The 17,456-nt window shown below is 68.3% G+C and carries 17 protein-coding genes; 6 read left to right on the top strand and 11 right to left on the bottom strand.

Annotation, left to right across the window (positions count from 1 at the left end; all coding sequences use genetic code 11):
• Positions 1-127: 127 nt before the first annotated feature.
• The 4 genes from AC1RSK_RS18080 to AC1RSK_RS18065 all read left to right on the top strand — a co-directional run bounded on the left by AC1RSK_RS18080 (position 128) and on the right by AC1RSK_RS18065 (position 4,708).
• Positions 128-2,086 (top strand): S9 family peptidase, encoded by a 1,959-nt coding sequence (locus AC1RSK_RS18080; protein WP_492909005.1) that lies wholly within the window; start codon positions 128-130, stop codon positions 2,084-2,086.
• 54 nt (positions 2,087-2,140) lie between these two features.
• On the top strand, positions 2,141-2,503 hold the full coding sequence (locus AC1RSK_RS18075) for a hypothetical protein (RefSeq protein ID WP_492909004.1): 363 nt from the start codon (positions 2,141-2,143) through the stop codon (positions 2,501-2,503).
• A 5-nt stretch (positions 2,504-2,508) separates the two neighbouring features.
• Positions 2,509-2,865 (top strand): hypothetical protein, encoded by a 357-nt coding sequence (locus tag AC1RSK_RS18070; RefSeq protein ID WP_492909003.1) that lies wholly within the window; start codon positions 2,509-2,511, stop codon positions 2,863-2,865.
• Positions 2,866-2,962: 97 nt separating this feature from the next.
• The gene (locus AC1RSK_RS18065; RefSeq protein ID WP_492909002.1) at positions 2,963-4,708 is read left to right on the top strand and encodes an N-acyl-D-amino-acid deacylase family protein; all 1,746 of its coding nucleotides are present in this window, start codon (positions 2,963-2,965) and stop codon (positions 4,706-4,708) included.
• Between the two features lie 133 nt (positions 4,709-4,841).
• Here the strand turns inward: AC1RSK_RS18065 and AC1RSK_RS18060 are convergent, their stop codons facing one another.
• The 6 genes from AC1RSK_RS18060 to AC1RSK_RS18035 all read right to left on the bottom strand — a co-directional run bounded on the left by AC1RSK_RS18060 (position 4,842) and on the right by AC1RSK_RS18035 (position 9,640).
• Positions 4,842-5,159, bottom strand: a complete 318-nt coding sequence (locus AC1RSK_RS18060; RefSeq protein ID WP_492909001.1) for a phosphoribosyl-ATP diphosphatase — start codon at positions 5,157-5,159, stop codon at positions 4,842-4,844.
• A complete protein-coding gene (gene hisF / locus AC1RSK_RS18055; protein WP_492909000.1) occupies positions 5,156-5,923 on the bottom strand; it encodes an imidazole glycerol phosphate synthase subunit HisF in 768 nt (255 codons plus the stop codon). Before hisF ends, AC1RSK_RS18060 begins: the two co-directional genes overlap by 4 nt.
• A gap of 769 nt (positions 5,924-6,692) precedes the next feature.
• Positions 6,693-7,418 (bottom strand): 1-(5-phosphoribosyl)-5-[(5-phosphoribosylamino)methylideneamino]imidazole-4-carboxamide isomerase, encoded by a 726-nt coding sequence (hisA, locus tag AC1RSK_RS18050; protein WP_492908999.1) that lies wholly within the window; start codon positions 7,416-7,418, stop codon positions 6,693-6,695.
• On the bottom strand, positions 7,415-8,050 hold the full coding sequence (gene hisH, locus AC1RSK_RS18045; protein WP_492908998.1) for an imidazole glycerol phosphate synthase subunit HisH: 636 nt from the start codon (positions 8,048-8,050) through the stop codon (positions 7,415-7,417). The genes hisA and hisH overlap by 4 nt, the downstream gene beginning before the upstream one ends.
• Before the next feature lie 7 nt (positions 8,051-8,057).
• A complete protein-coding gene (hisB, locus tag AC1RSK_RS18040; protein WP_492908997.1) occupies positions 8,058-8,648 on the bottom strand; it encodes an imidazoleglycerol-phosphate dehydratase HisB in 591 nt (196 codons plus the stop codon).
• Positions 8,645-9,640: an adenosine kinase gene (locus tag AC1RSK_RS18035; RefSeq protein ID WP_492908996.1), complete on the bottom strand. Its 996-nt coding sequence runs from the start codon at positions 9,638-9,640 to the stop codon at positions 8,645-8,647. The genes hisB and AC1RSK_RS18035 overlap by 4 nt, the downstream gene beginning before the upstream one ends.
• A 272-nt stretch (positions 9,641-9,912) precedes the next feature.
• On the opposite strand from AC1RSK_RS18035, the gene AC1RSK_RS18030 reads away from it, so the two are divergent.
• Positions 9,913-10,767, top strand: a complete 855-nt coding sequence (locus tag AC1RSK_RS18030) for an ATP-grasp domain-containing protein (protein WP_492908995.1) — start codon at positions 9,913-9,915, stop codon at positions 10,765-10,767.
• Between the two features lie 74 nt (positions 10,768-10,841).
• Here AC1RSK_RS18030 and nth read toward each other — a convergent pair whose 3' ends face one another.
• The 3 genes from nth to AC1RSK_RS18015 all read right to left on the bottom strand — a co-directional run bounded on the left by nth (position 10,842) and on the right by AC1RSK_RS18015 (position 14,280).
• Positions 10,842-11,525, bottom strand: a complete 684-nt coding sequence (gene nth / locus AC1RSK_RS18025; protein ID WP_492908994.1) for an endonuclease III — start codon at positions 11,523-11,525, stop codon at positions 10,842-10,844.
• A 241-nt stretch (positions 11,526-11,766) separates the two neighbouring features.
• Entirely contained in the window at positions 11,767-13,425 is a 1,659-nt protein-coding gene (locus AC1RSK_RS18020) for a lysine--tRNA ligase (protein ID WP_492908993.1), read from the bottom strand.
• A 186-nt stretch (positions 13,426-13,611) separates the two neighbouring features.
• Positions 13,612-14,280, bottom strand: a complete 669-nt coding sequence (locus AC1RSK_RS18015) for an HAD family hydrolase (protein WP_492908992.1) — start codon at positions 14,278-14,280, stop codon at positions 13,612-13,614.
• A gap of 80 nt (positions 14,281-14,360) precedes the next feature.
• On the opposite strand from AC1RSK_RS18015, the gene AC1RSK_RS18010 reads away from it, so the two are divergent.
• Positions 14,361-14,834, top strand: a complete 474-nt coding sequence (locus AC1RSK_RS18010) for a group II truncated hemoglobin (protein WP_492908991.1) — start codon at positions 14,361-14,363, stop codon at positions 14,832-14,834.
• 6 nt (positions 14,835-14,840) lie between these two features.
• Here AC1RSK_RS18010 and AC1RSK_RS18005 read toward each other — a convergent pair whose 3' ends face one another.
• Together AC1RSK_RS18005 and acs are read right to left on the bottom strand one after the other, a co-directional pair.
• Positions 14,841-15,362, bottom strand: coding sequence for an SRPBCC family protein (locus AC1RSK_RS18005; protein ID WP_492908990.1), 522 nt, complete (start codon positions 15,360-15,362; stop codon positions 14,841-14,843).
• Between the two features lie 54 nt (positions 15,363-15,416).
• Complete coding sequence (acs, locus tag AC1RSK_RS18000; RefSeq protein WP_492908989.1) at positions 15,417-17,354, bottom strand: acetate--CoA ligase; 1,938 nt, start codon at positions 17,352-17,354, stop codon at positions 15,417-15,419.
• Positions 17,355-17,456 lie beyond the last annotated feature (102 nt).

Genomic DNA, 17,456 nt, shown 5'->3' with positions numbered 1-17,456 from the left:
TGAATGATCGGCGGCGACCCTAGGGGAAGCTTCGCGGTTGCGAAAGATCACGCGAGCGTCAACTTGCGGCGTTGGCGAGCCTTGCGGGCCGGTGCTAGCGTCATCCTGGGGTATCGGGGGGTTGATCTTGCGTCTGTTCTTTGTTGTCGCCGTCGGCCTGCTGGCCGTGGTCGGCGTGCCTGGGCGCGCCGCCGAGCTGCCGCCGCCCCAGGCACACGGCCGCCTGCCCTACATGGCGTTCGCCGAAATTTCGCCGGATGGAAAGCGGGTGGCCTACATCCGCCAATTCGCCGGCGGCCGTGAGCTGGTGGTCGTCACCCCCGGCGAGACGCGCCGAAGCGCCTTCAGCGCGCCGCTCGAACTCTACTTCGGCTACGCCCCACCGTCCAAGCCGAGCAGCCTGGCCTGGGTGTCGGACGACGCCGTGGTCATCGAACACACGGTCACCCTGCCGGCCGACAAGAAGAAGGGGCCGGAGGACTATGACGGCGTCTTCCTCTACCGCGACTTCGACGCCATCCCGGTGAACCGCCAGGAACTGTGGGGCTATGTGGTTACGCCGATGGGCTCCGGGCGCGGCTACCCGCTTCTGGCGCTGGCCGACAGCCGCGCCCTGTTCCTAACCGAGTACGACGCCGCCGAGGTGAAGAAGGCCTCACGCCTGGACATCGCGCCCAAGCCGGCCGGCGGCGTGGCCAAGGCTGTCCGCTGGCATCCCGGCCCAGACGGCGTCGTCCGCACCCGCACCCTGATCGCCGGCCCACCGACCCCCAGCCTACAGATCCAGGTCCTGCAAACCCAGGCCGGCAAAGCCGCCTGGCGCACGGTTTGGCGGGCCGACGACGCGGACAAGAGCTTCTCGCCCCTGGGATTCGAGACCGACCCCAACCTGCTGATCGGCATCGTCGAGGGGCCCGGACGACGCGACGTCGTCGCTGCCCTGGACCTGACCACCGGCAAGGTGGGCCCAGCGCGGGTCAGCGTCGAGGGCTACGACATCGCCGGCGGCCTGGTTGATCCCTACTCCGGCCGCATCGTCGGCTACGGCTACGCCGACGACGAGGAGCATACCCGTTGGACCGAACCGGCCCTCGCCGAGCTGGAGCGGAAGGCGGTCGCTCTGTTCCCCGGCCAGCGGGCAAGGATCGATTCCTGGTCCCGCGACCGCCAGTCGGTGCTGCTGCTGGTCGAGGGGCCGCACGATCCCGGCAGCTATTGGATCGCCCGGCTGGGAAGCGGCGAGACGGTCAGGATCGGCGACCTCTATCCGGCGGTGCCGGCCGCCGCCGTCGCCGAGATGAAGCCCTTCCGCTACACCGCCCGCGACGGCCTGGAGATCAGGGGCTACCTGACCCTGCCGCCCGGCCGGGAGCCGAAGAACCTGCCACTGATCCTGATGCCGCACGGCGGCCCGGCGGCCCGCGACACGCTGGGCTTCGACTGGTGGGCCCAGGCCCTGGCGGCGCGCGGCTACGCGGTGCTGCAGCCCAACTTCAGGGGCTCCAGCGGCTTCGGCGCCGCATTCGAGGAGGCGGGCCACGGCCAGTGGGGCGCGAACATGCAGTCGGACCTCACGGACGCCGTCGCGACGGTGGTCGGCAAGGGTGTCGCTGACCCTGCCCGAGTCTGCATCGTCGGCGCCTCTTACGGCGGCTACGCGGCCCTGGCGGGGGCGACTCTGACGCCGGACCTCTATCGCTGCGCCATCTCGGTGGCCGGGGTCGGCGACCTGCCAGCCATGATCCGTCACAGCCGCGACCATCGCGGGCGCGAAAGCTTGGCTACGCTCTACTGGAGCAAGATCATCGGCGATCCGGTCACCGACGCGGAGAAACTGCTACGGGTCTCGCCGCGCTACCAGGCGGCCAGCGCCCGGGCGCCGATCCTGCTGTTGCACGGCCGCGACGACACGGTGGTGCCGCTGTCGCAGAGCACCGACATGCGCGACGCCTTGAAGGCGGCCGGCAAGACGGTCGAGTTCGTCGAACTGGAGGGCGAGGATCACCATCTGCAGCGTGAGACGACCCGCACCCAGATGCTGTCGCTGACCTTCGACTTCCTGGCCCGCAACAACCCGGCGGATTGACAGACCTCCGAGCCAGCCATTGACGAAATCACCGCCGGACGGGAGGGTCAGGCCATGAAACACCTGCCCCTTCTCCTCGCGCTTGCGCTCACGCCCGTCGCCCCGGCCCTCGCCCAGGACGCCCCCGACGGCGGGGCCTGGGCCGACTGCACGGTCAGCGAGGTCGCCGCCTTCCGCGACCGCATCGAGATCGTCTGCGCCGCACCCGCCAAAGGCATGGCCGGCGAGAAGACGGCCCCGCGCCGCTTCGCCGTCGAGAGCCGCGATCCCCTGACCGAAAGCCTGCTGACCCTGGCGCTCGAAGCCAAGGGCCGGGGCCGGACGCTCGGCGTGCTCTACGTCGTCGCGCCGGAAGCCAATCCCGCCGACTGCCCGGCCGAGACCTGCCGCCGGGCGGCGGGGGTGGTGCTGAAGTGAAGGCGTTGGCCGCCAGCCTCGCCGCCCTCATCGTCGGCGCCTCGCCCGGCCTCGCGCAAGCCGGCCTTGAGGATGAACTGCCCCTGCAGGAAGGCCGCGCCGCCACCGTCTGCGATGTGGCGGGAATCCTGGTGCACGAAGGCATGCTGGTCATCCGCTGCGCCAAGCCGACGGCCGATGGGCTGAGGTTCTTCACGGTCGAGCGCGACCACAGGCGCTACGAGGACGTCAAGGATTTCGCCACCTTCGCCCAGGAGAAGGGGCGCCCGCTGGCCATCCTCTATGCGACGGAGCTGCGGCACAATCCGAACGGCTGCAAGCCGGAGAACTGCCGCGCCATCCTCGGCGTCGAGCGCCGCTAGGCTCACTTACGCGAGACCTTCCCCAGCGTCGCCGCTTGACCTTCGCGTCATCGAGTCCGACCCTTGTCTGAACAACGATAAGGTAGGGAAACGGGCCATGGCCGATCACCTCTACGATCTGGTGCTGCGCGGCGGCACGGTGGTCGACGGCACGGGCGCGGCGCCCTTCATCGCCGACGTCGGGGTGAAGAACGGCCTGATCGCGGCGGTGCGGCCGAATCTTCCGCCCGGCGAGACCGAGATCGACGCCACCGGCAAGCTGGTCACCCCCGGCTTCGTCGACATCCACACCCATTACGACGGCCAGGCGACCTGGGATAACCGGCTGGGTCCCTCCAGCGGCCATGGGGTGACGACCATCGTCATGGGCAACTGCGGGGTCGGGTTCGCGCCCTGCAAGCCCGGCGACCATGACCGGCTGATCAAGCTGATGGAGGGGGTGGAGGACATCCCCTTCCCGGTGCTGACCGAAGGCCTGCCCTGGAACTGGGAGAGCTTCCCCGACTACCTCGACGCCCTCGACAAGCGCCGCTTCGACATCGACCTGGCCGCCCAGCTGCCGCATGCGGCCCTGCGCGTCTATGTGATGGGCGAGCGGGGGGCCAACCGGGAGCCGGCGACGCGCGAAGACATCGACCAGATGGCCGCCATCGCCAAACAGGCGATGGAGGCCGGGGCCATCGGCTTTTCGACCAGTCGCACCCTCAACCACCGCACCAGCGACGGCCAGCCGACCCCGACCCTGAACGCCGGTGAGGACGAGCTGACCGGCATCGCCATGGGCATGAAGGCGGCCGGCAAGGGCGTCCTGCAGCTGGTCAGCGACTTCACGCCGGATCCGGCCGAGGAGATCGCCATGTTCCGCCGCCTCTCGGAGAAGAGCGGCCGGCCGCTGAGCTTCACCCTGGCCCAGAGCACCAAGGCCCCGAACAGCTGGAAGATGCTGCTCGGCGCCGTCGAAAAGGCGGTCAATGAGGGCGTGGCCATGAAGGCCCAGGTCTGTGGCCGGCCAGTCGGGGTGCTGTTCGGGCTGGAGCTGACGCTCAATCCGTTCAGCGGGTCGGATACCTACAAGACGATCGCCCACCTGCCGCTGGCCGAACGCGCCGCCGCCCTGGCCGATCCCGCCTTCCGCGCCCGGCTGATGGGCGAGACGGAAAAGGCCAGAGGGCCGTTCGCCGGCAGCATGCTGCAGGCCTGGGACAGCATGTACCTGCTGGGCGAGGAGCCCGACTACGAACAGCCGACCAGCAAGACCGTGCGGGCCATGGCCGCCGGCTGGGGCGTCTGGCCGGAGGACCTGGCCATCGACCACATGCTGACCAATGGCGGGCGGGGCATGCTGTACCACCCCTTCCTCAACTACGCCGACGGCAGCCTGGATCCCTGCTACGACATGCTCGGCCACCGCGACACGGTGCCGGGCCTGTCCGACGGCGGGGCCCATGTCGGGATGATCTGCGACGGCAGCTTTCCGACCACCATGCTGACCCACTGGACCCGCGACCGCACCCGGGGCCCTAAGTTCACCATCGAGCAGGTGGTGAAGATGCAGACCCACGACACCGCCGAGGCGGTCGGACTGCTGGACCGGGGGCTCATTGAGGTGGGGCTGCGGGCCGACCTCAACGTCATCGACTACGATGGCCTGAAACTGCATGCGCCGGCCGTGGCCTATGACATGCCGGCCGGCGGGCGGCGGCTGATCCAGAAGGCCGACGGCTATGTCGCCACCATCGTCGCGGGGGAGGTCACCTATCGCGACGGCGAGCCCACCGGAGCGCTGCCGGGACGGCTGGTGCGCGGGGCGCAGGCGGCGCCGGTCGCGTTGGCGGCGGAGTAACCTCCCTCCCCGAATGGGGAGGGCAGGCCGACAGGCCGGGTGGGGAAGTGGGCAACCGCACCCAGAGCCTGTGGCCGACAGCCCCTCCCGACGCGCGTACCGCGCGTCTACCCTCCCCATTCGGGGAGGGAGGTTAGCGCGCGGCCTTTTCGGCGATGCCGGAGGTTCCCTCGCGGGCCTTCAGGACCGCCGCGACCTCGTCCGGCGTGACCCCGCTGGCCGCCAGCACCGCCAGCAGGTGATACAGGACGTCGGCCGCCTCAGCGGTCAGCCCGGCCCTGTCGCCGGTCGCCGCGGCCAGGGCCGCTTCGAGGCCTTCCTCGCCGAGTTTCTTGGCGGCGAGCTTGGGGTCGGCCAGCAGCTTGGCCGTCCAGCTAGCCGCCGGATCACCGCCCTTGCGGCTCTGAATCGTCGCCCACAGGCGGTCGAGGGTGTCGCCGAGCTCGCTCATGCCGCCTCCAGTCGCACCGGCAGGCCGGCCGTGGCCATGGCCTGTTTGGCCTCGCGGATACTGACCTCGCCGAAGTGGAAGATCGAGGCCGCCAGCACCGCGTCGGCATGGCCGTCGCGGACGGCCTCGACCAGGTCGCCCACCTTGCCGGCCCCGCCGCTGGCGATGACCGGCACGGATGCCGCCGCCGTGACGGCGCGCAGCAGCGGGATGTCGTAGCCGGTCTTGGCGCCGTCGCGGTCCATCGAGGTCAGCAGGATTTCGCCGGCCCCCTTCTCGACGGCGAGCGCCGCGAATTCGACGGCGTCGATGCCGGTGTCGGTGCGGCCGCCGTGGGTGAAGATGTTCCAGCCCCCATCGCCTCTGGCCTTGGCGTCGACGGCGCAGACCACCGCCTGGCTGCCGAAGGCGTCGGCCAGGCGGCTGAGGAGGTCGGGGTCCTGTACGGCGGCGGTGTTGACGCTGACCTTGTCGGCCCCGGCCCGCAGCAGGCGCCGGGCGTCCTCGACGGTGCGCACGCCGCCGCCGACCGAGACCGGCATGAAGCAGACGTCGGCGGTGCGGGCGATGACGTCGAGGATCAGGCCGCGACCCTCCGAGCTGGCGGTGATGTCGAGGAACATCAGCTCGTCGGCCCCGGCGGCGTCGTAGGCGGCGGCCTGCTCGACGGGGTCGCCGGCGTCGCGCAGGGCGACGAAGTTGACGCCCTTGACGACGCGGCCGTCCTTGACGTCCAGGCAAGGGATGACGCGGACTTTCAGCATTTTACTCAACCGGCTTGGGATTATTCATGAATTCCCATGACACCTTTGGCAGCCACCCATTTGTGCTTCCGTTATCTAACGAAACCACAAAATAGTAAGCCTCCTTGTTGGCGTCGTGGATCTTTTCTTGTAGAATTTTGTCTATTGATGAAAGTGATTCTGATGTAACTATTACATACGTTCTAGTAAGGATTCGCTTCCAGTTCACTATTATGTTTATGGACTGCAATATTTCGACGCATTTTTGCTCGGGCGTGCGGGCACTATCAAAGACAACGACATAGGAGATGTATTTTTCTTCAGACATTCTAGACGTCTCCCTCGATGGCTCTAATATCCGGATTTCCAGAACCAGGCAAAGTAGAGGCATCTATCGGGTGAAGGTTTCCCTTTTGAACTATCAACAACCTTTGTTGCTCTAAGAGATACTCCTCCGATTGCAGCATGTGAGGCTGCTTGATCATAAAGTATCTATAAAATATTAGACTACAAATGGGGCAAGCCAACGCGACGACCATGAAGGGTATGGCCAAAACCAAGGTTTCCCTTAGAAAAATAGAAGCTGCCGTTCCGCTGGGAGATACGACCGCACACAGCCAAAGAAGCGGGTTCATAACGTTTCGAACCCGGACCGCGACTGCCCGAGAAGAGACTTCCCTGAGTTGGTCTAGAATACCGCTATCTGCCATGGCTGGACCCACTCATCCCAAGGACTGGTCGCGTGAGAAAGGGCTCTCATTCGACAGAAACAGCAACACTTCCGCACCGTTCAGCATGCGGCCAAGGTCAGCGCTTGGGCCGGATCGATGGCGCCCTCGTACAGCGACCGGCCGAGGATGCAGCCGGCGATGGGGACGCCCTGGCGGGTCATCAGCTGTTCGATGTCGCGCAGGGAGGCGACGCCGCCCGAGGCGATGACCGGGATGGAGACGGCGTCGGCCACCTCGCCGACCTGCTCGACATTGACGCCGGTCATCGCCCCGTCGCGGCCGATGTCGGTGACGATCAGGGCGGCGACCCCGGCGTCCTCGAACTTGCGGGCGAGATCCACGACGCCGATGTCGCTGGTCTCCAGCCAGCCCTGGGTCGCCACCATGCCCTCACGGGCGTCGATGCCGACGGCGATCTGTTCGGGCCACAGGCGGGCGGCCTTCTTGACCAGTTCGGGCTCGCGCACCGCCACCGTGCCGAGGATGACGCGGCTGATGCCGGCCTCGATCCAGGTCTCGATCTGCTCCAGGGTGCGGATGCCGCCGCCCAGCTGCACCGGCAGGGAGACGGCCTGCAGGATGGCGCCGACCGCGTCGATGTTGACCGCCCGGCCCTCGACGGCGCCGTTGAGGTCGACGACGTGCAGCCAGTTGAAACCCTGGGCCTGGAAGGCGGTGGCCTGGTCGGCGGGAGAGGCGTTGAACACCGTCTCCTTGTTGAGGTCGCCGTGCAGCAGCCGCACGCAGCGGCCGTCCTTCAGATCGATGGCCGGGTAGAGGATCACAGCGACAACTCCAGGAAGTTGGCGAGCAGGCGCTGGCCGGGGCCCTGCGACTTTTCGGGGTGGAACTGTACGCCCATGACGTTGTCCCGCGCCACGGCCGCGACGAAGGGGCCGCCGTGGTCGCAGGTGGCGGCGATGTCGCCCGGGTCGGCCGGGTCGAGGACGAAGCTGTGGGTGAAGTACATGTGCGGGGCGAAACCGAGGCCGGCGAACAGCGGGCTGGCGGGGCGGACGGTGTTCCAGCCCATGTGTGGCACCTTGGCGGCCGCATCCCGCGGTTCCAGCCGGCGGACCTGACCGGGGATCCAGCCGAGGCCGGGGGTGGTCCCGAACTCCAGGCCGCTGTCGGCCAGGAGCTGCATGCCGACGCAGACGCCGAGGAAAGGCGCGCCGCGCTGGACAGCGCTGTTCAGGGCCTCGATCAGGCCGTCGCGGGCCGAGAGGTTGGCCATGCAGGCGGCAAAGGCGCCGACGCCGGGGAGCATGATGCGGTCGGCCTTCGACACCACGTCCGGGTCGCCGGTGACCAGGACCCGCGGCCCACGGTCGAGCGTCGACGCCGCCTTGAGCAGCGCCTTTTCGGCCGAGCGAAGATTGCCCGACCCATAGTCGATCAGGGCGACAGTGGTCATGGAAGGACTACAGCACGCCCTTGGTCGAGACCGCCTGGCCGCCGGCCTTGGGGTCGATCTCCACCGCCGCCCGCAGCGCCCTGGCCAGGGCCTTGAAGCCGCTTTCGGCGATGTGGTGGGTGTTGTCGCCGTAGAGGGTTTCCAGGTGGACGCAGGCGCCGCAGTTCATGGCGAAGGCGTGGTGGAATTCCTTGAACAGCTCGGTGTCCATCTCCCCGACCTTCGGCCGTGAGAAATCGACCTTCCAGATCAGGTAAGGGCGGTTGGAGAGGTCCAGCGAACAGCGCGTCAGGGTCTCGTCCATCGGGATATAGGCGTGGCCGAAGCGCTTGATGCCCTTGAAGCCGTCCAGCGCCTGCTTGACCGCCTGGCCGAGCACGATGCCGGTGTCCTCGACGGTGTGGTGCATGTCGATGTGCAGGTCGCCCTTGGTCTCGACCTTCAGATCGAAACCGCCGTGGCGGGCGAAGCTCTCCAGCATGTGGTCGTAGAAGCCGATGCCGGTCGAGATGGTCGACACGCCCGTGCCGTCCAGATCGATCCAGACCTTGATCTGAGTCTCTTTGGTGTCGCGCGAGATTTCCGCCGTGCGATTCATTTGATCAGTCCCTTGGCGATGGCCAGCTCACGCAGGTTCTTTTCGGGGCGCGGGCCGTAGTGGCCGATGACCTCGGCCGCCGCCATTGAGCCCAGCTGGCCGCAGACGTCGAAGGCGAGGCCCTTGGCCAGGCCGTACAGGAAGCCGGCGGCGTACTGGTCGCCGGCCCCGGTGGTGTCGACCACCTTGTCGACATGGTCGGCCGGGATGCGATGGCTGTTCGTCCCGGCCAGGATCAGCGAGCCCTGCTCGCCGCGGGTGATGGCGGCGATGTTGGTGATGGCGCCCAGTTTCGCGGCGGCGAGGTCGAAGTCGTCGGTCTGGAACAGAGCCTTCACCTCCGCCTCGTTGGCGAAGACGAGGTCGGCCTGACCCTCGATGAAGCCCATCAGCTCGCCCCGGTGGCGCTCGACGACGAAGGCGTCCGACAGGGTGATGCCGATCAGGCGGTTGGCCGAGTGGGCGATGCCGGCGGCTTTGGCGAAGGCGCGGCGGGCGTCCGACGGGTCGAACAGATAGCCCTCGAGATAGACGATGGCCGACTGCTCGATCAGCTCGGTCGGCACGTCTTCCGGGGTCAGCTCGGTCGAGGCGCCGAGATAGGTGCACATGGTCCGCTGGCCGTCGGGGGTGACGTTGATCAGGCAGCGGGCGGTGGCCGGGCCGCCGACCAGGGGTGCGGTGTCGAAGTGGACGCCGATGGCCCGCATGTCGTGGGCGAAGACATCGCCCAGCTGATCGGGCGCCACCTTGCCCAGATAGGCGGCGCGGCCGCCCAGGCTGGCGACGCCGGCGATGGTGTTGCCGGCCGAGCCGCCGCTGGCTTCGATGCCCTGAGCCATGCGGCTGTAGAGGTCGACGCCGCGCGCCTCGTCGATCAGCTGCATCGAGCCCTTCACCAGACTTTCCGCATGCAGGAAGCCCTCGTCCGCCGGGGCGATCACATCGACGATGGCGTTGCCGATGGCGGCGACGTCGTAGCTGGCGGTCATGGTCGGGCCTTCAGGTGTGCAAACGCGTGGGTCGTTACAGGAAGGGGGGCCAAAGGCCAATCCCCGGCGGGGTTTCTGCCCCACCCCCACTTCCGATCATCCCGACGAAAGTCGGGACCCAGTGTCCACCTGTGATGGGGGCTTGGGCTCTGATCAGAGCGATACCTTGAGCGATTTGCCAGCTGGGTCCCGACTTTCGTCGGGATGATCGGGGTTTGGGGATTGGGTGTGAGGGGTACCCCGGCGGGACAACGCAGCTTAGACCTCGCCCCATGAAGGTCGCCATCCTCACCCCCGCCGCCGATGAGCTGCTCTACGAACAGTTCTGGCCCGAGTGGTTCGCCAAGCTGCAGGCCGGGCTGGCCGCCTCGGGCATCGAAGCGACGCCCAGCCGCTGGACCGAGCCCCTGGAGGGCGACTTCGACGCCGTCCTGCCGATGATCGCCTGGGGCTATCACACCAAGCCGGCCCGGTGGCTGGCCCTGCTGGACCAGTTCGAGGCGGCCGGCCAGCGGACGGTCAATCCGCTGCCGGTGCTGCGCTGGAACACCGACAAGGCCTACCTGGCCGAGCTGGGGGCCAAGGGCGCGCCGGTGGTGCCGACCATCAGCGTCGAGGCCCTCACCCCGGAAAACCTCAAGGCGGCCCGCGAAAGCTTCGGCGGCGGCGTGGTGATCGCCAAGCCGCGGATCAGCGGCGGGTCGCACCAGACCCTGAAACTGGCGCCGGGCGACCCGCTCGGCGACGGGGTCGACGGCCCGGCGCTGATCCAGCCCTTCCTGCCGGCGGTCGGCGGCGAGGGCGAGATCTCCCTGCTCTATTTCGCCGGCAGGTTCAGCCATGCGGTGACCAAGGTGGCCGCCAAGGGCGACTTCCGCGTCCAGCCGCAGTTCGGCGGCCAGATCTCGCGGGTGAAGCCCTGGGACGGGGCCGAGGGCGTGGCCCAGGAAATCCTCGCCGCCGTGCCGCCGCTGGCCTATGCGCGGATCGACCTGCTGCGCGGGCTGGACGGACAACTCAAGCTGATGGAACTGGAGGCGATCGAGCCGGACCTCTTCCTGCAGTATGCGCCGAAAGCCGGCGGACGGTTCGGGGCGGCGGTACGGGCGGCGTTGGAGGCACGGTGACTGTCTCGCGCAGCGTGACTGTCACCGTGGGCGCGGTCCGACGGTGACAGTCATCCGGCTGCGCCGGAGGACAGTCACCCTCCCATGAACAGTTCGCGCGACGGGCAGAGGTCGGCGACCTGGCATTCGGGGCATTTGGGCTTGCGGGCCAGGCAGACGTAGCGGCCGTGCAGGATCAACCAGTGGTGGGCTCGGGTCAGGTAGGGCGCCGGCACGATGGCCATCAGGTCGGCCTCGACGGCGTCGGGGGTCTTGCCCATCGACAGTTTCAGCCGGTGGGAGACGCGGAAGACGTGGGTGTCGACGGCGATGGCCGGTTCAATGTCGAGTTCGTTGAGGACCACCGAGGCGGTCTTGCGGCCGACGCCGGGCAGGGCCTGCAGGGCTTCCCGGTTCAGCGGGGTCTGGCCGCCGTGCTGGGTGAGGATGATGCGGGAGAGCTCGATGACGTTCTTGGCCTTGTTCCGGAACAGGCCGATCGAGTTGATGTAGGGGATCAGGCCGTCGACGCCGAGGTCGTAAATCTGCTGGGGCGTGTTGGCGACGGCGAACAGCTTGGCGGTGGCCTTGTTGACCTGGACGTCGGTGGCCTGGGCCGAGAGGGCGACGGCGACGACCAGGGTGAAGGGGTCGCTGAAGACGAGCTCGGTCTTGGGGTTTTCCGACAGGGTGGAGAAGCGGGCGAAGAGCTCGTCGACGCGAGCGCGCTCCGTGGGGGAGAGGCGTTTGCGGGCGGGTTTTTTCTTCACGGGCGGCATGGGCCGAACTTGGCGTGGGTCGGGGATGGCGACAACCGATACCTGACGGCGTTTCGCTCTCCGCCCCCGCGAGGGGGCGGAGGACGGTTCGGAGCGTGAGCGACGGACCAGGAGGCGGGGCCGCGCCGGCGTTTCAGAACTAGCCTTGCACCGCCGGTGGGGACCCCCTCGGTTTGGCTCGCTTGCAGCGCTCGCCAAAGCCACTCCCCCATTGCATGGGGGAGAGCGAAACGCCCTCAGCTCAGCCGGCGAGTTTCTCGTCGATCAGGGCGATGGTGCGAGGGAGGCCGAAGATGGCGGCGAAGGAGCCGAACCTCGGCCCCTGGCTCTGGCCCAGCAACACCTCATACAGCGCCTGGAACCACGACCGCAGGGGCTCAAACCCGGCGTCGTTGCCGGCCGAGTAGACCTCGTTCTGGATCAGTTCGGCGTCCTGGCAGTCCGACGGCAGGGCGGCCAGCCGGGCGCGCAGGTCGAGGATGGCGGCGCGTTCCTTGTCGGAAGGCGCGCGGAAGGCCTTGTTCGGCTTGATCTGGTCTTCGTAGTAGGCGACGGCGTAGCCGGCCAGGGTGTCGAGCAGGGGCTGGTTTTCCGGGGTCGCGCCCGGAATGTAGCGGCTCAGGAAGCCCCACAGCACGTCCTTGTCCTGGGCGTCGGCGGCCGAAACCAGGTTCAGGAGCAGGCTGAAGCTGACCGGCGAGCCCTCCTGCGGCGGGCGGCCGCCGTGGATGTGCCAGACCGGGTTGTTGATCTGCTGGGCCGGCTCCTGGCGCTGGTAGGCGTCGAGCTGCTGCAGGTATTCGTCGGCGGCCTTGGGCACCACGTCGCGGTGCAGGCGCTTGGCCGACTTGGGGCTCTGGAAGATGTAGTAGGCCAGGCTCTCGGGCGTGCCGAACAGCAGCCACTCGTCCATGGTCAGGCCGTTGCCCTTGGTCTTGGAAATCTTCTGGCCCTGTTCGTCGAGGAACAGTTCGTAGTTGAAGCCCTCGGGCGGCACGCCGCCGAGCGCCTTGCAGATCTGGTTGGAGGCCTTGACCGAGTCGATCAGGTCCTTGCCGCTCATCTCGTAGTCGATCTCGAGCGCCGTCCAGCGCAGGGCCCAGTCGGGCTTCCACTGCATCTTCACATGGCCGCCGGTGACCGGGACTTCGGTGCGCTCGCCGTCCTCGTCGAGGAAGACGATGGTCCCCTTGTCGAGGTTGCGCTCCAGGGTCGGGACCTGCAGCACACGGCCGGTCTTGGGGCTGATCGGCAGGAAGGGCGAGTAGGTGGCGCGGCGCTCTTCGCCGAGCGTCGGCAGCATGACCTTCTGGATGGCGTCGAAACGTTCGAGGGCGACCAGCAGGGTCTTGTCGAAGACGCCGCCCCTGTAGCAGGCGGTCGAGCTGACGAACTCGTAGTCGAAGCCGAAGTTGTCGAGGAAGGCCTGCAGACGGGCGTTGTTGTGGGCCCCGAAACTCTCGTGGGTGCCGAAGGGGTCGCGGACGACGGTCAGGGGCTTGCCCATGTCCTCGGTCAGCATGGCCTGGTTAGGCAGGTTGGGGGCGATCTTGCGCAGGCCGTCCATGTCGTCGCTGAAGCTGATCAGGCGCGTGGGGATGGCGTCGTCGGTCAGCGAGCGAAAGGCGGCGCGGACCATGGTGGTGCGCGCCACCTCCTGGAAGGTGCCCAGGTGCGGCAGGCCGGAGGGGCCATAGCCGGTCTCGAGGATGACGGGTTTGGCCAGGGCCGGGAAGGTGGCGACCGCCTCGGCGGTCTTGCCCGAATTGATCAGGGTGACGGCGAGGTCGCGCTCTGGGTCGGACAGGCGGATGCGCAGGGTGCGGGCGAGCAGGTTGCGGGCCTGTTCGAACGGCCAGGCCTTGGCGTCGCGGGCGAGATGGGAGAGACCTTCAAACATGCCGGGGCGATTAGGCGCTGGGGCGCGCATGGTCAATGTTTGCGAGATGTCCGGGCTCCCATCTTCTGTCATCCTCCGGCCGCGTAGCGGACCGGGGGACCCATGGCGGCTCTGGAATGACTCCCGGCGGCTTTCACGCGGACAGATGGGTCCCCCGGTCGCCCTGCGGGCGCCGGAGGATGACAGCTACAGGGACAGAAACAGCGCCCGCGCCTCTTCCCAACTCGTCACCACCCGCTCCGCCCCCGCGCCCAGCAGCCCAGCGTCCGCCCGCTCGTCCAGATGCCCGCCGCCGGTGAAGCCCCAGACGGTCATGCCGGCGGCCCTGGCGGCGGTGACGCCGTTGACGCTGTCTTCGATGGCCAGGGACCGGGCCGGATCGACCTCCAGCTTGGCGGCGGCGTGCAGGAAGATGTCGGGATGTGGCTTGCCGTGGGCGACGCGGTCGGCCGAGTAGATGTGGGGTGCGAACAGGGCCTCCAGCCCGACCTTGGCCAGCTTGCGGTGCAGGGCGTCCTCGTCCGAACTGCTGGCGACGGCGCGGGGCAGCGCCACGGCCTCAACGGCGGCGTGAGCCCCGACGACACACTCCAGCCGCTCGTCGCAGGCGACGCGGCTGAGCGAGCGGACGGTGCGCAGGTAGTCCTCGGGCAGGGGGCTGCCGAGCCGGCCGCGGTGCTCGGCGTCGAGGGCGGCGACATAGGTGCGCTCGTGCATGCCCATGAAGCGGCTGCGATAGTCGTGGGGGTCGTAGGAGAGGCCGTAGCCGCCCAGCACCTCCAACTCGATGACGTGGTAGATGACCTCGGAGTCCAGCAGGACCCCGTCGGCGTCGAAGATGACGGCGTCGAACATGGCGCTGATTTAGCGAGCCTTGGCCCTGGCGCAAACCAATCCCTGTCGCCAATTGTTTCGAAGGCGATGCGGAGGCGGCGATGAGCGACGAGGATATCCCGACTCTGTCGGCATGGCTGGGCGGGGCGGAGGCCCTGCGCGGCCTGACCCGGCGCTTCTACGACAAGGTCCCGGCCGACCCGGTGCTGGCCCCGGTGTTCGCCGGCATGGACCCGCGCCACGCCGAGCATGTGGCGGCCTTCGTCGACGAGGTGTTCGGCGGCCCGGCGGCCTATTCCGCCGGCGGCGGCTCGCATGCCGCCATGATCGCCCGCCACCTGGGTCGCAGCCTGACCGAGACCCAGCGGCGGCGATGGATCGCCCTGATGCTGGAGACGGTCGACGAGGCCGGCCTGCCGGACGACCCGGAGTTCCGCGCCGCCCTGGTCGGCTATCTGGAATGGGGGACGCGGCTGGCGGTGATCAATTCCCAGCCGGGGGTCGAGGCGCCGCCGGAGGGGGCGCCGATGCCGGTCTGGGGTTGGGGGCCGCCGGGCGGACCGTGGCGCGGTTGATCGCCCCTACTCAGCAGCGACTGCCAAACATTCCTTGCGCAGGGCTTTCAGGGCCCGGACCATGTCGTTCTTCATGGCGTCGCGGGTCAGACCGGCCGGTATGGCCGGGTAGGGCGAGGAGGCGCGGTTGGTGTAGGCCACCCGGGTGCCGCCGCTTGGCAGGGGCGTCAGGCGCCACTCGCCCTCGCACAGCTTCACGTCGCCGCCGGTGCATTTGAAGGTGATGCGCCGGACCGGATCGTAGCTGGAGCGGAACACCGAGCGGACCTTGGGGACCAGCGGCGGGGCGACGACCATCTCGCGGACGTCCCAGCTGCCGTCGTCGGCGCGGTCGAGGACCTTGCAGCTCTTGACGTTGGGGGCCATGCGGCGGGCCCGCCGGCAGTCGAGGATGACGCTCCAGACCACGGCCGGCGGGGCCTCGATGTCGACACGGCCGCGCACGATCCCGGCCGTGCCGCCGGGATCGGGGGAAACCTCCGCGAAGACGCCGGTCGCGGCGACCGCGATGAACAGCGCAACCCACATGGTTATCACGCTAGCCCCTTTTGACGCCGTGGGAAGGGGCGGCGTCGGCGCGGCCTAGGCGATGCGGTTGTTCACCAGGTCGTCGACGACGCTGGGGTCGGCCAGGGTGGTGGTGTCGCCGAGGTTGGAGACGTCGCCCTCGGCCACCTTGCGCAGGATGCGGCGCATGATCTTGCCCGAGCGGGTCTTGGGCAGGCCCGGGGCCCACTGGATGGCGTCGGGGGCGGCGAAGGGGCCGATCTCCTTGCGGACCCAGAGCACCAGGGCCTTGCGCAGCTCCTCGCTGGCGGCGACGCCGGCGTTGAGGGTGACATAGGCGTAGATGCCCTGGCCCTTCACATCGTGCGGCCGGCCGACGACGGCGGCCTCGGCGACGTCGTGGTGGGCGACCAGGGCGCTTTCGATCTCGGCGGTGCCCAGCCGGTGGCCGGAGACGTTGATGACGTCGTCGACCCGGCCGGTGATCCAGTAGTAGCCGTCCTCGTCGCGGCGGCAGCCGTCGCCGGTGAAGTATTTGCCCGGGTAGGTGGCGAAATAGGTGTCGAAGAAGCGCTGGTGGTCGCCGTAGACGGTGCGCATCTGGCCCGGCCAGCTGTCAGTGATGCAGAGGTTGCCGCTGACCGCGCCCTCCAGAACCGCACCCTCGGCGTCGACCAGCTGCAGCTTGACCCCCGGCAGGGGCTTGCTGGCCGAGCCGGGTTTGAGGGCCGTGGCGCCCGGCAGGGGGCTGACCAGGCAGGCGCCGGTCTCGGTCTGCCACCAGGTGTCGATGATCGGGCAGCGGCCCTCGCCAACCACGCGGTGGTACCAGAGCCAGGCTTCCGGATTGATCGGCTCGCCGACGCTGCCCAGCAGGCGCAGGGATTTGCGGGACGTCTTCTTCACGGGCTCTTCGCCGTCGCGCATCAGGGCCCGCAGGGCGGTGGGGGCGGTGTAGAAGATCTCGACCTGATGCTTGTCGATCACCTCCCAGAAGCGGGAGACGGTCGGGTAGTTGGGTACGCCCTCGAAGATCAGGGTCGTCGCCGCGTTGGAGAGCGGGCCGTAGACGATGTAGCTGTGGCCGGTGACCCAGCCGACGTCGGCGGTGCACCAGAAGATCTCGCCCGGCCGGTAGTCGAAGACCAGCTCATGGGTCCAGCTGGCCCAGGCCAGGTAGCCGCCGGTGGTGTGTAGCACGCCCTTGGGCTTCCCCGTCGAACCGGAGGTGTAGAGGATGAACAGCGGGTCCTCGGCGTTCATCGGTTCGGGCGCGCAGTCCGTCGAGGCCTTGTCGCGCAGCGGCTCATAGGCGACGTCGCGGCCGTCGTGGCTCAGCCATTTGGCGCCGGTGCGGCGGACGACCAGCACCTTTTCGACCTTGGGACAGCTGGTCAGGGCCAGGTCGACGTTCATCTTCAGCGGCACGGTCCGGCCGCCGCGCAGCCCCTCGTCGGCGGTGATCACGAAGCGGCTGTCGCAGTCCTGGATGCGGCCGGCGATGCTGTCGGGCGAGAAGCCGCCGAAGATGACGGAATGCACCGCGCCGATGCGGGCGCAGGCCAGCATGGCGTAGGCCGCCTCGGCGATCATCGGCAGGTAGATGGTGACCCGGTCGCCCTTCCTGACACCCAGATCCTTGAGGACGTTGGCCATGCGGCAGACCTCGGCATGAGCCTCGCCGTAGGTGATCTTCCTGGAGTCCTTGGGGTCGTCGCCTTCCCAGATGATGGCGACGTCATCGGCGCGGTGCGGCAGGTGGCGGTCGAGACAACTTGTGCTGACGTTGAGCACACCGTCCTCGAACCAGCGGATGCGGAAGTCGGCCTTGTCGAAGGAGACGTCCTTCATCTTGGTCGGCGGGGTCATCCAGTCGAGACGGCCGGCGACGCTGGCCCAGAAGGCGTCGGGGTTGTGCTCCACCGCCTCCCAGGCGGCCTCGTAGCCGGCGGCGTCCATGTGCGCCCGGGCGGCCCATTCGGCCGGAACCGGGAAAACCTGCTCTTCGCTCATGACGCGCTCCTCTTCTTATGGCGCGGGAGTATGCGGATGAGGCCTTGCCGCGCAAGGCGTCGGCGGTCGTGAACGGCTCCGGCGATGGATGATTGACCGCAG

The organism is Caulobacter sp. GW821-FHT11A05 (genome assembly GCF_058809015.1).
Note: the sequence above shows the minus strand (reverse complement) of the source record. Positions and strands in the feature narration are given on the sequence as shown.

Excerpts from the sequence above, each read along its gene's own strand:
- AC1RSK_RS18015 (WP_492908992.1), bottom strand. The coding sequence starts at position 14,280 with ATGTTCGACGCCGTCATCTTCGACGCCGACGGGGTCCTGCTGGACTCC.
- AC1RSK_RS18030 (WP_492908995.1), top strand. The coding sequence starts at position 9,913 with ATGAAGGTCGCCATCCTCACCCCCGCCGCCGATGAGCTGCTCTACGAA.
- AC1RSK_RS18020 (WP_492908993.1), bottom strand. The coding sequence starts at position 13,425 with ATGTTTGAAGGTCTCTCCCATCTCGCCCGCGACGCCAAGGCCTGGCCG.
- acs (WP_492908989.1), bottom strand. The coding sequence starts at position 17,354 with ATGAGCGAAGAGCAGGTTTTCCCGGTTCCGGCCGAATGGGCCGCCCGG.
- AC1RSK_RS18060 (WP_492909001.1), bottom strand. The coding sequence starts at position 5,159 with ATGAGCGAGCTCGGCGACACCCTCGACCGCCTGTGGGCGACGATTCAG.
- nth (WP_492908994.1), bottom strand. The coding sequence starts at position 11,525 with ATGCCGCCCGTGAAGAAAAAACCCGCCCGCAAACGCCTCTCCCCCACG.
- hisH (WP_492908998.1), bottom strand. The coding sequence starts at position 8,050 with ATGACCACTGTCGCCCTGATCGACTATGGGTCGGGCAATCTTCGCTCG.
- hisF (WP_492909000.1), bottom strand. The coding sequence starts at position 5,923 with ATGCTGAAAGTCCGCGTCATCCCTTGCCTGGACGTCAAGGACGGCCGC.
- AC1RSK_RS18005 (WP_492908990.1), bottom strand. The coding sequence starts at position 15,362 with ATGTGGGTTGCGCTGTTCATCGCGGTCGCCGCGACCGGCGTCTTCGCG.
- AC1RSK_RS18075 (WP_492909004.1), top strand. The coding sequence starts at position 2,141 with ATGAAACACCTGCCCCTTCTCCTCGCGCTTGCGCTCACGCCCGTCGCC.
- hisB (WP_492908997.1), bottom strand. The coding sequence starts at position 8,648 with ATGAATCGCACGGCGGAAATCTCGCGCGACACCAAAGAGACTCAGATC.
- AC1RSK_RS18035 (WP_492908996.1), bottom strand. The coding sequence starts at position 9,640 with ATGACCGCCAGCTACGACGTCGCCGCCATCGGCAACGCCATCGTCGAT.
- AC1RSK_RS18010 (WP_492908991.1), top strand. The coding sequence starts at position 14,361 with ATGAGCGACGAGGATATCCCGACTCTGTCGGCATGGCTGGGCGGGGCG.
- AC1RSK_RS18065 (WP_492909002.1), top strand. The coding sequence starts at position 2,963 with ATGGCCGATCACCTCTACGATCTGGTGCTGCGCGGCGGCACGGTGGTC.